The organism is Candidatus Baltobacteraceae bacterium (assembly GCA_036489885.1).
Taxonomy (GTDB): domain Bacteria; phylum Vulcanimicrobiota; class Vulcanimicrobiia; order Vulcanimicrobiales; family Vulcanimicrobiaceae; genus JAFAMS01.
The window spans coordinates 106,996-120,416 of sequence record DASXEW010000004.1 but is presented as its reverse complement, the minus strand read 5'-3'; the positions used below and the strand labels follow the sequence as shown (position 1 = coordinate 120,416).

14 protein-coding genes are annotated in these 13,421 nt (G+C 59.4%); 5 read left to right on the top strand and 9 right to left on the bottom strand.

Going from position 1 to position 13,421, the window contains the following annotated elements; all coding sequences use genetic code 11:
* The 4 genes from VGG22_17120 to VGG22_17105 form a co-directional block, all read right to left on the bottom strand.
* Window positions 1-183: hypothetical protein (locus VGG22_17120; GenBank protein ID HEY1730094.1), on the bottom strand; the 183-nt coding region annotated here is incomplete at its 3' end.
* Between the two features lie 10 nt (window positions 184-193).
* Window positions 194-1,624 carry a hypothetical protein gene (locus tag VGG22_17115; protein HEY1730093.1) on the bottom strand — a complete coding sequence of 477 codons (1,431 nt, stop codon included), beginning with the start codon at window positions 1,622-1,624 and terminating at the stop codon, window positions 194-196.
* Between the two features lie 93 nt (window positions 1,625-1,717).
* Window positions 1,718-3,883: a bifunctional (p)ppGpp synthetase/guanosine-3',5'-bis(diphosphate) 3'-pyrophosphohydrolase gene (locus tag VGG22_17110; protein ID HEY1730092.1), complete on the bottom strand. Its 2,166-nt coding sequence runs from the start codon at window positions 3,881-3,883 to the stop codon at window positions 1,718-1,720.
* A gap of 71 nt (window positions 3,884-3,954) precedes the next feature.
* A complete protein-coding gene (locus tag VGG22_17105; protein ID HEY1730091.1) occupies window positions 3,955-4,476 on the bottom strand; it encodes an adenine phosphoribosyltransferase in 522 nt (173 codons plus the stop codon).
* 69 nt (window positions 4,477-4,545) lie between these two features.
* Here VGG22_17105 and VGG22_17100 point away from each other — a divergent pair, with 69 nt between their 5' ends.
* Genes VGG22_17100 through VGG22_17090 form a run of 3 tightly spaced genes read left to right on the top strand, consistent with a single transcriptional unit; the run spans window position 4,546 to window position 6,419 of the window.
* Window positions 4,546-4,845: a hypothetical protein gene (locus VGG22_17100; GenBank protein HEY1730090.1), complete on the top strand. Its 300-nt coding sequence runs from the start codon at window positions 4,546-4,548 to the stop codon at window positions 4,843-4,845.
* A 7-nt stretch (window positions 4,846-4,852) separates the two neighbouring features.
* Entirely contained in the window at window positions 4,853-5,686 is an 834-nt protein-coding gene (locus VGG22_17095) for a hypothetical protein (GenBank protein HEY1730089.1), read from the top strand.
* A 46-nt stretch (window positions 5,687-5,732) separates the two neighbouring features.
* Entirely contained in the window at window positions 5,733-6,419 is a 687-nt protein-coding gene (locus VGG22_17090; GenBank protein HEY1730088.1) for a PilZ domain-containing protein, read from the top strand.
* Here the strand turns inward: VGG22_17090 and VGG22_17085 are convergent.
* Both VGG22_17085 and VGG22_17080 read right to left on the bottom strand, forming a co-directional pair.
* Entirely contained in the window at window positions 6,416-7,105 is a 690-nt protein-coding gene (locus VGG22_17085; GenBank protein ID HEY1730087.1) for a PilZ domain-containing protein, read from the bottom strand. The genes VGG22_17090 and VGG22_17085 overlap by 4 nt on opposite strands.
* A 69-nt stretch (window positions 7,106-7,174) precedes the next feature.
* The gene (locus VGG22_17080) at window positions 7,175-8,470 is read right to left on the bottom strand and encodes a homocysteine synthase (GenBank protein HEY1730086.1); all 1,296 of its coding nucleotides are present in this window, start codon (window positions 8,468-8,470) and stop codon (window positions 7,175-7,177) included.
* A gap of 281 nt (window positions 8,471-8,751) precedes the next feature.
* Here VGG22_17080 and VGG22_17075 point away from each other — a divergent pair, with 281 nt between their 5' ends.
* Window positions 8,752-9,168, top strand: a complete 417-nt coding sequence (locus VGG22_17075) for a hypothetical protein (protein ID HEY1730085.1) — start codon at window positions 8,752-8,754, stop codon at window positions 9,166-9,168.
* On the opposite strand, the gene VGG22_17070 is transcribed toward VGG22_17075, so the two are convergent.
* The gene (locus tag VGG22_17070; GenBank protein HEY1730084.1) at window positions 9,165-9,680 is read right to left on the bottom strand and encodes a hypothetical protein; all 516 of its coding nucleotides are present in this window, start codon (window positions 9,678-9,680) and stop codon (window positions 9,165-9,167) included. The two genes, VGG22_17075 and VGG22_17070, sit on opposite strands and share 4 nt — an antisense overlap.
* 45 nt (window positions 9,681-9,725) lie before the next feature.
* Here VGG22_17070 and VGG22_17065 point away from each other — a divergent pair, with 45 nt between their 5' ends.
* On the top strand, window positions 9,726-10,685 hold the full coding sequence (locus VGG22_17065) for a threonine/serine dehydratase (GenBank protein ID HEY1730083.1): 960 nt from the start codon (window positions 9,726-9,728) through the stop codon (window positions 10,683-10,685).
* Here the strand turns inward: VGG22_17065 and VGG22_17060 are convergent.
* Together VGG22_17060 and VGG22_17055 are read right to left on the bottom strand one after the other, a co-directional pair.
* Window positions 10,660-12,555 carry a hypothetical protein gene (locus VGG22_17060; GenBank protein ID HEY1730082.1) on the bottom strand — a complete coding sequence of 632 codons (1,896 nt, stop codon included), beginning with the start codon at window positions 12,553-12,555 and terminating at the stop codon, window positions 10,660-10,662. The two genes, VGG22_17065 and VGG22_17060, sit on opposite strands and share 26 nt — an antisense overlap.
* A complete protein-coding gene (locus VGG22_17055) occupies window positions 12,552-13,412 on the bottom strand; it encodes a polyphosphate kinase 2 family protein (GenBank protein ID HEY1730081.1) in 861 nt (286 codons plus the stop codon). Before VGG22_17055 ends, VGG22_17060 begins: the two co-directional genes overlap by 4 nt.
* Window positions 13,413-13,421 lie beyond the last annotated feature (9 nt).

Genomic DNA, 13,421 nt, shown 5'->3' with positions numbered 1-13,421 from the left:
TGGGAGTGAGCCCGTGACCGTGTATCCTGAGAGCGATAGCGAGGGCAGCGCAACACTGGCCGTCGTTGACGTCATAATGCTGCCGCTTTGCGGCGGTTGATACGGCAAGCCGCCGCCGCTACTACCACCGCCACAGGCCGTTAGAGCTGCAAGTAATACGAGTGCGCCGGCGCGGATCATCATTGATTTCATCCTAATTCACCGTCACCGTAACCGGTTGCGTTATCGTAAGAGCCTCATAATCCGTCACGTAGAACGTGCACGTACCCGTGCCGTTATTAGCGCCGTCTATCTCAATCTGTTGTTGCCAGGTGGTCGTATTAATCGGGCCGTTAGAGTATGCGTACGCCAACGTCGTGCCGCCGGAGCTCTTGCAGAGTTCATCCTGCGCGCCGTTGCCCGGGCCGGAATTGGCAGTATAGGAAGATTCGCCGTCCGTTCCGTTCGTGGCTCCGAAGTCCGTGGCGGTAAGGAATGTCGTGCCGCTTTGTGACACCGTCGCCGTCTGCGACGACACGGATATCGTCGCGACCGTGTACGTCATGGTCAACGGCTGCGCACTACTCGTAAACGGATTGATCGCGGAGAGATTGTTGTTCACCGTTACCGTCGTCGGCGACGTAAAGCTCGAGCTGGCCTTCACTCCAATGAAGAACTCACAATCACCCCATTCATAGCCGTCGTTAGCTATCGACGCACTTTGCACGTACGCAGAAACTGGCGGCGGCGTACCGTTATTGAAAATCGGGGCGAGCGTCAGCGCGGAATTGTTGGAGACGACCGTTATGGGTGTCGGGCTCCCGTTGACGTCGACAAACGGCGCCGGCGTCGAGTCAGCATCGAACCAGCCACAATCGAAGTCTCCAAACTCGGTAGCCATCAGGCCAGTTGCCGCGACGCCTCCGGTGACAACGATTCGTGCGCCCACCGTCGGGTCGCTCGCATTGCTAGTGTCGACGCCATAATTGCTGCTGTACAATTGAGGAAGCGACGGCGGCGGCGTAAAACCAACAGTAGCTCCGTAGGTGCAATCCCAGAAGTATCCGACCACCGGCCCAAGTTCGAGTCCGAACGCGTTCGAACCACCAACCGTCACGCTTTGGGTCTGATTGACGGCGGCGAGAATTTCGGTGCCATTCGAAAACCCGGTTCCGTATCCCGAACCGCTTTCGTTTGCGGGCGCCTCGTCCGCTTCGAGCACTGAAATTTGTTCGCTTGCTGCGACCGTAGGGATCGTCAGCGTGCACGCGCGCATGTTTTCGCCGATCGTGGATGGCGTGCACAATGGTGACCCACTGCTGATATCAACGTAGACGGTCTGCGTGGTTACGCCGGCCGCGCCCACGCTGATCTGCAGCCCGGCCGGATTGTTCGTCGACAAATACTTTGGCGCGCGTCGTGCTGCGCTTTCGCGGCGTTTGGCTGCGTGCGGGTGCGATTTCCCAACGCCGTTGTGGATATAAACGGTAACATGTGTCCCGGGACCGCTATTGCTCGTTACTTGCTGCGGGCCCCCGGGGACGCCGCCTGCTAGGCCAGCGGAATGCCCGCCACCGCCGCACGCGACGAGAAATGCTGCGCAAACCAAAACGGCGCCGAAAGTGAATAACGTCGTGAACCGCATGCTGTCCCTCTAGGCACTCGACCGAGTTGTTGTTGAGCAGAATGCCGAGACAGCCTGGAGGTTCCTCTATTGAACGGTTAAGGGAACGTCAGGTTAGCCGCTGGCGCGTTCGCGTTTCGTAACGCGATAAACCGTCCGCACGCCTTTGACCGTCTCCAGTTTCCGCAACAATTTGTGCAATTGATCGAGGTTCTCGATCTGTAGCGTGAGCGAGGTCACAGCGATGTCTTTCTTGACGCGTGCCGTGACCGATGACGCCGAGGCTTTCATCTCGGCGCAAACCGCCATGATATCTTGCAAAAGGCCGGCGCGGTCGAGCGCTTCGACTTCCACGTCGACGGCGTGGGTCGCCGTGATGTTGTCGGCCCAGCTTGCCTGCAAAATGCGCTCCGGTTGCGCGTTCATGTAGGCGACGTTCGGACAATCGGCGCGATGCACCGAGACGCCTTTGCCGATCGTGACGAATCCCATGATCGGGTCGCCCGGCACGGGGCTGCAACATTTGGAGAGACGCACGAGCACGTCGTCGACGCCCGCGATCTTGATCCCCGAGCTGCTGCGCGTGACGCGTCGCGCCGGTGGGCGCGGGACCGTCGTGATGTCGACGATATTCGAATTCTTGAGCTCTTCACGCATGCGCTGCGCGACAGAAACCGCGGAAGCGTCGCCGAAACCAATCGCCGCGTAGAGATCGGCCGGCGTCGCGAAATTCATCTTGTGCGCGATGCGTTCGAGCGATTCGCCTCGCGCCGCATCGGGGCGCAGGTTCTGGCGCGCAAGCTCGGCCTCGAGCGCTTCCTGTCCCGCAAGCACATTTTCTTCCTTGCGCTCTTTACGGAACCACTGCTTGATCTTGTGCTTTGCGCTCGACGTGCGAACGATGCCGAGCCAGTCGAGCGACGGGCGTGCCGCTTTCTGCGTGAGGATCTCGCAGATGTCGCCGTTCTTCAGTTGATAGTCAAGCGGCACGATCTTGCCGTTGACCTTCGCGCCGATGCAGCGGTTGCCGACGTCGGTGTGGACGTGATACGCAAAGTCGAGCGGCGTCGCGGCGTTGGGGAGCGAGAACACGTCGCCTTTGGGCGAGAACAAGAAAACCTGATTCTCGAACAGATCGAGCTTCAGGTTCTCCATGAACACGCGTGAGTCGCGAGCGTCGCTTTGCCATTCGAGCAGCGAGCGAAGCCAAGCAAGTTTGTTCTCGAACGAGTCGGACTTGCCGCCTTCCTTATATCGCCAGTGCGCCGCGATGCCGTATTCCGCCGTGCGGTGCATGTCGCGCGTGCGAATCTGCACCTCGAGCGGATCGCCGCCCGGGCCGACCACCGTCGTGTGCAGCGATTGATACATGTTCGGCTTGGGCATCGCAATATAGTCTTTGAAGCGTCCGGGGATCGGCTTCCAGCGCGCGTGCACCTCGCCGAGCGCGCCGTAGCAATCTTTGACCGAATCGACGATGATGCGCACCGCGGTCAGATCGAATATCGTTGAGAAGTCGCGGCCTTTGCGCAACTTCGTGTAAATCGAATAGAAGTGCTTCGGACGACCGGTCGTCTCGTTCTCGATGCCGACGCGATCTAAGCTGTCGCGCAAAATCTCCGTGACGCTCGCGACGGCTTCTTCGCGTTCGGTGCGCTTCTTTGCGACCCGCTCCGCAATCTCGCGATACGACTCCGCATCGAGATACCGTAAGCACAAGTCCTCGAGCTCCGAGCGAATCTTCCAGATGCCCAGACGGTGCGCGATCGGCGCATAGATCTCGATCGTCTCGCGCGCGATTGCGAGTTGTTTGCTTTCCGGTAAGCTCGAGAGCGTCCGCATGTTGTCGAGGCGATCGGCGAGCTTGATAATGATGACGCGAATGTCTTTGGCCATCGCCATGAACATTTTGCGCAGATTCTCGACCTGCGCATCTTCCTTGGATTGATACGGAATGCGCGTCAGCTTGGTGACGCCCTCGACGAGCGTCGCAATCTCGTTACCGAACGTCGCGGCGACTTGCTCGCTCGTGACGACCGTATCCTCAACGACGTCGTGCAGGAGCGAAGCCGCGATTGTGGCACGATCCATTTCCAGCTCGGCCAAGATTTCCGCAGCCGCGAGCGGGTGTTCGATGTAGGCGAGCCCTGAGGCTCGCTTCTGCTCTCCGTGCGCCTGATCGGCCATGTCGTAGACGCGCCGAAGCCACGCACCGTCCAGCGACGGATCGTATTCCTGGACTTTAGCGACTAGTGCATCTATCGACATCGAGCAACCCAAGCAGAGTATTAACGCCTATCTAAGCACAACACGCTGGCGGCTGGGAAGGCCGCAGGCCGCCTAACCGGCGCTCAGTAGCTGATGAAGCTGGTAATCTTGTGGTTGCCGAGAGCCTTGCGGCCGGCCAGCGCTTCGAGCTCGATCAGGAAGGCAAATTCGACGATCTCGGCGCCGAGGCGCTCGACCAGGCGTCCAGTCGCCGCCGCCGTGCCGCCGGTTGCGAGGACGTCGTCAACGATCAGGACGCGCTTCCCGCGGCCGACGGCATCGTCGTGGACTTCGAGCGAATTGGTACCGTACTCGAGCGCGTACTCTTCAGTCATCTTTGAACCCGGCAGCTTGCCCGGCTTGCGAACGGGCACGAATCCGGCGCCAAGCTCGTAGGCCAGGGGTGCCGCGAGAATGTACCCGCGGGCCTCGACCCCGACGACGACGTCGATACGTTCGTTGCGGAAGCGCTCCACGAACATGTCGATCATCGAGCGAAAGCCCTCGGGATGTTTGATCAGTGGCGTGATATCGCGGAACTGAATCCCCGCAATCGGGAAATCAGGGATCGTTCTAATCAGACCCTTGAGCTCGGTCAGATGCACGCGCCGCGCTTCGCGAGGAGAACCCTCGGGCCCTCGGCAGCGTTTAAGCTAGCAGAAAGGACCTGTTACATGCATATCAGGACTTTGGCGGCCGGCGTGCTGTGTGCGACAATCGCATTCGGCGCCGCGGCGCCTGCTCTCGCCGACGGCACGGCGAGCACGCGTAACATCTTCGTTGCCGGCGTTGCAGCTGCAATCGGTCTGACAAATTGGGATCACAAGCGACAAATCAAACGCGAGGAAATGCAAGAACAAGGGCGGCGGCAATCGGCGTATCGCGAATGGTTCTACAAGAAGTATGGCCACTATCCGTCGGATCAAGAATTCCGCGATTGGTACGTAAAGACGTACGGCGTTCCACCCACGTAAGGATTCCTTGACGCCATTCCACCGGCGTCTGCTGCTCGCGATCGCTTGTTCGGTCGCCATTCACGAGATCGTCATCGGAGCCGGCGGATTTTTACGTATGCAGCGTGAGTCCGATCCGCGCGAATCCGTTGACCCGACACGCGTCGTCCTCGAAATCCGCACGCCGTCACCGACGGCGGCGCCGACGGTGGCTCCCAGCCCGAAGGTAGCGCTCGTCCAATCCGTCGCGGCTCCGCGCGCAACGCTCCTCGCCGTGCACACCGGCGGCTCGAAAGGCGCACCCAAGCTCGAGGTTCACACGCAGAAGGTGGTCCATCATAAGGAAAGCCTACCGATCTGGTGGGCCGCGATGCACGCTTCGAAGACCGTCGCAAGCACCGGAGCCGGGACAGAGCCGACACCCGGACCCGGGGCCTCGAGCGGTACCGGAACGGGCACCGGCGCCGGTTCCGAAAACGGCCCCGGCGGAGGAACCGGTGGAAACGGAAGCGGCGTCGCAAATGCGACGGCGCCCTGCGGGAGTCCGGTCTTCTATCGCATTCACGCACAATACAATCGCCAGGACGGCAGCTTCGATGATACGATCCGCGTTCAGTTGACGCTCGGCAGCGGCCAAACGCTCGACGGCGTCTTCCCGTATGCGTGGCACTACGCGAGCGAAGCCGATGACCCGTTCTCACAAAAGGGCTCGGACGACGATGGTGTCATGGCAAAATTGCCGCCGCCGGGTCTCGATCGCTCCAAAGAGCCGCTAGCCGTCCGTCTGACACTCGCGAAGACATTGCCTGACGGCAGAACCTTGTTCGACCCGTGTCCGCCCGGGGTCGGCAAAGACTTGTGATTTAAAGCAAGAGCAATTCGGGACCGTATGTGCCGAACAAGAGATTATGTTCGCGGACCTGATGGACTGGTTCGGTTCCCGTGCGCAGGAGCGCCGGGACGCCCCTCGCGCCCGTATGCCCTACAAGGTGGCTTGCAGCTCTAACGGCCTGACCTGGAGCCCGGTCATGGGCATCGACATCGGCGTGGGCGGAATCTCGATACTCTCACAGCACGGCCTGCACAAAACCGAACTCGACTTCAAATTAACCATCGGTTCGCGGATGATCCCTTGCCGCATGGCGGTCGTCCGTCACGAAGGCGCGATTCAAGCCGGCAACAAGCTGCACAAATACGCGCTGCGTTTCGTCTCGATGAAGCGCGACGATCAAGACGCGATGCTTCGGTGGCTGCGCGGAGCTCCGCTCGAAGACAAAAACAAGGCGCAGCAAGAGCTTGCCGCCGTTCGCGTTAGCCCCGACGACGTCAATCGGCTTTTTCCGAAAGCCATTCAAGATCGTCTGCATGCGGAGCTTGTCTCACGCAAACGTCTCGCGCCTCCGGATGGAAAACACTCACCACTCGTCGCGTATTACTACGGTGGCGTGGTTACGAAGAACGGCAAGCGTCTGCACCATCTCGCGATCGAATCGAAGATCTCGCACACGACGCACAACCACCATCATTCGGAAGCGCGTCATCGCACCCGTTTCACGTTTGACGACGGCGCAACCGAGATTACGGTCTTAGACTAAGTCTGCTGATCCATCGGGATCGCAATGACCCGCGAAAGCGTATCGTCGAAATACACCTGCGTGACATAGTTGTTGACGTGATGCGGCTTCACGAGGCGGGATTCGATGCGCAGCACATGCATCTCCACACCTTGGCGTAGCGTCTTTCCGAGGTAGCGCAGCTTGACGAGCGGCTCGACGGTCGGATGTAGCGGCGCAAGGCGCTTCATTTTTACTAGCTCGCCGAGCAGATGCTTGAGTGCAGTCTTCGGCAATAAGCGCGCCGCGTCGTCGGGACGCGTTTGCAGAGAGTTCAAGTCCAGACGCAATTTGTCGCTCGGCGCCGGCACGTTCTCGATGAAGCGCGCGAGCGCGTCCCAATGATCGGCAGTGATGCCGATGAACTTGCCGCCCGTTCGCCAGGCCTCACCGCCGCGCAGTTTCCCGGGAACCGATCCGGCTTTCGAAACAAGCGCGGTGATCTGGCGATCGTCGAGCGTTAGCTCGACAAGAAATTCTTTCAGTCCGATCTCGTCGTTCGTCAGCAATCCAAGTCCGCCGACGCTGATATCGACCGCAAGTGCCGGAACCATCGTCGCACCACGATCGAGCGAGTACTGGACCTTAAATGGCCGTTTGACACGCTGATGAGCGCGTTCCGTATGACCGCGCTTCTTGTCGGCTCGACTCGATCCGAAAAGCGGCACTAATCCTAATCCTAAAGGCGGGAGGGCCCAGATTTCGCTTGGGCTCACCCCCGCCTCCTTTAGCCGCGCCTAATTTGCAGCGAAAGCCTGTTCGAGATCAGCAATGATGTCGCCGATGTTTTCGATCCCGACTGAAAGCCGGATCGTCTCTTCGGACACGCCGCTCTCCCGTTGCTCCTGCGCCGTCAGCTGCTGGTGCGTCGTCGTCGCCGGATGTATGACGAGGGACTTCGCGTCGCCGACGTTTGCAAGATTCGAGAAGAGCTTGAGGCGGTCGATCAGTGCTCGCGCTTCGGCGGCGCCGCCATCGATCCCGAACGTAAGGATCGCGCCTTGACCCTTGGGCAGGTATTTCTTTGCCCGCCCGTGCGCGGCATGATCCGGCAACCCCGGATACGACACCCAACGAACTTTCGGATGCTTTGCCAGATACTCGGCCACCGATTGGGCGTTCTGCGAGTGCCGTTCGATGCGTAGAGCCAGCGTCTCTAGCCCCTGAAGGAAGAGCCACGAGTTGAACGGGGCTTGCGCCGCACCAAGATCGCGCAACAGCTGCACGCGCGCCTTGATGATGTACGCAAGCGTACCGAAGACGTTCTGATAACGAATCCCATGGTACGACGGATCCGGATCCACGAACTCATTGAACTTGCCGGACGCCGCCCAGTCGAATTTTCCGCCGTCGACGATCAGGCCACCGATCGAAGTGCCGTGGCCGCCGATGAATTTGGTGGCCGAATGCACGACGACATCCGCACCCCACTCGATGGGACGGAGCAGGTACGGCGTAGCGAGCGTGTTGTCGACGATCAACGGGATTGCGTGCTGATGCGCGACTTCTGCAATCGCCTCGACATCGAGAACGTCGATCTTCGGGTTGCCGATCGACTCGCCGAAAATTGCTTTCGTGTTCGGTTGAATCGCGCGTGAAAAATTTTCGGGCTTCGACGGATCGACGAACGACACGTTGATGCCGAGCTTCGGCAGCGTGTGCGTGAAGGCCGAATACGTCCCGCCGTACAGCGAAGCCGCGCTTACGATGTGATCGCCGGTTCCGGCCAGGTTGAGCACCGAATAAATGACGGCGGCCTGACCGCTGGAAAGCCCGAGCGCCCCGACGCCCTTCTCGAGCGTCGCAATACGCTGCTCGAGAACATCGGTCGTCGGATTCATGATCCGCGTGTAGATGTTGCCGAACTCTTCGAGCGCGAACAGGCGCGCTGCGTGGCTCGTGTCATTGAACAGGTACGAGGTCGTCTGGTAGATCGGGACGGCGCGTGCTTTTGTCGTTGGGTCGCCGGAGTGACCGCCGTGGATCGCGACGGTTTCGAAATCGGGTACGCGGTTCTCGAGAGCTGTGCTCATATCAATTCGTCCTTTTTGCGATGGGGAACGAAGCAAATAAAAAAGCCTCCGACCGGCGGAGGCGTCTTTTGTGTTGCGGCGGGGCCGCAGACCAATGACTCCTTACGCCGATCCCCGTGGGAAACAGCACATGGCCATGGTCATCATTCGGGCGTGAGCCGACATGCGTGGGACTTTATCATGGGCGTCAGTCGTCGGTCAAGCAGCCAAGCGACTCCGATAAAAAAACATCATCCAAATGGACGCAGGAACGCTTGTCATTGAGGCGCACCCGGCCCAGCATGAAAACTGCCGTCCTCATTTCTTTCATACTTATAATTAGCGGACCGTGGACCGCCCTTAACGCGCAAAGCGCGGCGCAATCGCCGCCGGCTCCGGGCGCCGTGGACGTCGGCCAGGAACGGATCGACGAGGTTCTTACCAAGCCGAAAGTCACGTCCGATGAGTTTGCGCCTTCATACTTGCAGCACAACACGCAAGCTAAGGTCGAGGGAATCGTCAAAGACCTTAAGTCTCAAATCGGCGGTTACAAGAGCGTCAAGAAATCAACGGATAAGAACGATCCGCCCTTCGACGAAACTTGGCAACGCTATACGGCAGTCTTCGCTAAGGGAGTCGACGACGTGTACATCCACTTCGACGACTCCGGGAAAATCGACGCGCTTACGTTTCGCGCGCCGAAACCGGGCGGAACTTAGGCCGTCGTACTAAACAGCGGGGGCTGCGAACCCGTGCTGTTCGTCCCAACCGACGAGTACGTGGGCGAGAGTAATTGCGCAAGCTTCTGCTGCTGTTCGGGCGTCAGCACCGATTCGATCTGGGAAAGCACGCTCGCCGGCGAGGCTTGGCTTTTCTGGGCCGTTTGCACGATCGAGGCGATCTGGGACTGTTGATCCGTCGTCAGGTCTAGGGCCGACGCGAGCGTCTGCGCTTGTGAAGCTCCGTCGGCTTCGCCTGCGTGCTTTCCGTGATGACCGTGATGGACGTGCGCCCCCGAGGTGTCCTGACTCCCCGCAGTTCCCGATGCGATCGCTGAAATTTCGCTCTGCGCCTGTGCGGATGTAATTGACCCGCTGGCGAGCTGACCCAAGATCGACTGAACTTCCGATTCCTGCGCGGGCGTCAGATCCGTGGGGATGCTGATCGACGAGGATGCCTCTTGTTGTGACGATGCGAGTGAGGAGGTGATTCCGTTGAGAGCCGACGACACGAGTAACTCCTTTTTAGCTGATATACCTCACGTCGGAGCCTGGGAGTGCGCGATTTAGATTCCTCGGAGAACCTCAGGAAAGCGATCTCAGAAATCGAGCAGCGCATTCGCCCGTACATCCGGCGAACGCCGGTAATCGAGATCAATCCGGCGGATTTTGGTGTCGCGTGTTCGGCGATTGCGCTAAAGCTCGAATTGATGCAATACGCGGGTTCGTTCAAGACGCGTGGTGCATTCACGAACCTCTTGTTGCGCGATGTTCCCAAAGCCGGAATCGTTGCGGCGTCAGGCGGCAATCACGGCGCTGCGGTCGCGTACGCAGCCATGCGTCTTGGAATTCCGGCGACGATTTTTGTTCCGAGCATATCATCACAAGCGAAGGTCGATCGCATTCGCTCCTACGGTGCACGTCTCGAGATTCGCGGTGATCTTTATGCCGATGCGCTCGCTGCAAGCGAAGAGTTTGTCCGCGAATCCGGCGCGATGCCGGTGCACGCTTTCGATCAAGCCGAGACGATTCGAGGGCAAGGCACGCTCGCACTCGAGCTGGAGCAGCAAGCCCCGAATCTCGACACGGTGCTGGCCGGCGTCGGCGTCGGCGGTTTGATCAGCGGCATCGCCGCATGGTACGGCGGGCGCACGCGCGTGATCGGCGTCGAGCCGCGCAAATCACCGACGCTGACGCGCGCGTTCGAAGCCGGTAAGCCGGTCGATGCCGAAGCCGGTGGGATTGCGGCAGATTCGCTTGCACCGCGTCGCGTCGGCGAGCTGGTGTATCCGATCGCGCGTCAATACGTCGAACGCGTTCTGCTCGTCGAGGACGAAATGATCGAACAGGCGCAGCAGCGACTTTGGGACGATCTTCGTCTCGTCGCCGAACCGGGCGGCTCAGCCGCGTTTGCGGCATTGCTTGCGGGCGTCTACACTCCGTCGAGCGATGAGCGCGTTGGCGTCGTGGTCAGCGGCGGAAACACCGTTGTCACCTTGCGTGCGGTGCCGCAATAGCCGAGAGCATATCGGTTGTCCCCGAAATACGCTCGAGATGCGGGAAGCGGAGCCCGTCGTGATAGTTGAGGGTTAGGACTTGAAACATGCCGGCGCGCTGCTCGAGAAGCACGATCGGCGCGTTTGTATGCTGCATCGTCTTTAGCGAATATTCGAGACGCGCCTTGTCGACGGCGAATCCGTCGATCGCAAGAATCGTCGCCTTAGGAACAAGGCCGGCATCCCAAGCCGGCGAGCCTTCACGAACGTCAAGCACGACATTTTTCGAGTCGGTGTTGAAGCCGAGGCTGAACCAGGCATTCAGGCCGTCACGATCGGCGACATCGTCGAATACGAGATACGGGTTCGGTGTTTGATTCCACACCAGTTTCCATCCGGCACGCGCGAGCTCGTCCTCAGGCGGAGTCGCGGTGGCCGTGTAGACGTGACGCTGAAAGAACGCGTGCCAATCGTACGGCTCAACGTCGTTCAAGAGCGCTTCGATCTCGGCGCGCGTATAGGTTTTGACGATTGGCCCGGTAACTGCCGGCAATGTGTAGCGGTGCAGAAACGTATCGATCGAACGCGTGCCGTGCGAACGCTCGCGGATGATCGTATCGACGTCGAGCCAGAGCAAATGGCCTTCGACGTAAAAATCGCTCGCCATCCGGCGGATCGAGTCGTAATCGCCGTGTTCGGTATAGAAATACGGCGCGCCGGTCGTTAGATCGATGATCGGCGTGGTTTTTCGTCCGGATTCCGACGCCATCTGTGCGTAGTCGGCTGCGACGAGATCTGGGTATGTTTTTGGATCGCGCAGACCGGCGCGAAACGAGATCAGGTCGCCGAGATATTGATTCATGCCTTCGTAGACCCAGAGCAAGTCGGTTTTCTGCGGTACTTGAAAGTTCGGCGTCGTGAGATCGTATGGCCGGCGGTATTTTCCGTTCCACGAGTGCGAGAACTCGTGCGTCACCAAATCGGCGGCCCCGACGTTGACCTGCGAGTTTGTCAGGAAATCGTTATCCGAACGATTGTCGCTCGATTGGTGGTGTTCGATGCCCTGAAATGGGATCGAGTTGCTAAGGGTGAGCAGCGCGTGATAGTCGGCAAAATGCCGCGATCCGTAGAGCGCAAACGCTTCGGCGGGAACGCGTTGGTAAGCATGAAGAATGTTTGGGGAAATTTCGAGATCTTTCGGATCGTCGGCGAAGGCGTCGAGCTCGACGAAGGCGCTGCCTTCTTTCCAAAGCGTCCACTTTTGGACGTACGCCCCCAAGTCCATCGGCGAATCGACGAAATTCACAATCGCCGCCGGCGCAAAGTCGACGCGATCGCCGCTTTGTGATTGCACGCGCAGCGCTGTGCCGAACTGCCACGCAGACGGCAGCATGACCGAAGCTTTGACCCAATACTGCGCGGAGTCGATCCCGTGTTGATACAGCAGCACGCGATTCCAATTGACGATGGCGAGTGAGGCCGTCGACATGATATCTCCGGGAGCGTTGAGCAGAATATCGAAATCGAGCGTGACGCTCGTTACGCCCTGCGGGACGTCGAGGTGGAACGCGTACATATCGAGGTCATCGCGGTGCCAGGCAACCGGCATCGAGCCGGATGAAACGCGCAGGCTCGCAAGATCGTAGAGTGGACCGGTCGGTCCGTGTTCGCCCGGAATCCACTGTGGATAATCGATCGTGAAGGTCCCGGATTGCACAGGCATCGTCTCGTGAACGAAAAGCACCCCGCGCCTGACCTGGCGCGCGTCCACGACGAGAGTCATCGGATTCTGCTCGGTCGCAAGCGACTGCGCGGGCGTGAACGTTTGCGCGTACGCGGGCCGCGCGATCGCAAGTAGCGCGACGGCGACGAGCGCCGCAAAGACCCTCATCGCTTCTCTGCCTCGAACTGTTTGCGGATGCGGTCCAATGATTTCTCCTGTTCTGCATCAGGCTTAGGGTAATGAAGATCGAGTGATTCGAGCGCATCCACCGTAATCTCGCCTATCGCCGCTCGCGAGCACCATTTATGATCGGCTGGAATGACGTACCACGGTGCAAAGTCGGTGCTCGTCGCGGAAAGCATCGACTCGTATGCGGCGATGTACTCTTTCCAATACTCGCGTTCCGTTGCGTCACTCCGGGAGAACTTCCAGTTCTTCGAGGGATCGTCAAGACGGGCGAGCAGCCTGGTTCGCTGCTCATCCTTGGAGATGTGCAGAAAGAATTTCAGGATACGCGTTCCGTTGCGCACGAGATGACGCTCAAACGCGTTGATATCCTCGAAGCGCTCGCACCAAATGTCTTTGCCGTTCTCGACGTCCTCTTTGGCGAGCAAACTGCTGTGGACGCGCACGACGAGTACTTCCTCGTAGTAGGAGCGATTGAAGATGCCGATGCGGCCGCGCTCCGGTAGCGCTTCCTGACAGCGCCACAGAAAATCGTGGCTCAACTCTTCTTCCGTAGGTTGCTTGAAAGCGTGCACGTCGACGCCCTGCGGATTCACACCCGACATGACGTGCTTGATCACGCCGTCCTTGCCGGACGAATCCATGCCTTGCAGTACGATTAGAACCGCATACGAACGCGAAGCCGCAAGCTTTTCTTGCAAAGTCTCAAGCTTGTGGAGATTGCGCTCGTGGCATTCGCGCGCATCATCCTTATCTTTGAAACCATTTGTGTCGCTCGGATCGATCTCTCCCAGATGGAGCGGCACGCCGGGCTTCACGCGCAAGTGTTTTTGCTTCACGATTGCCGC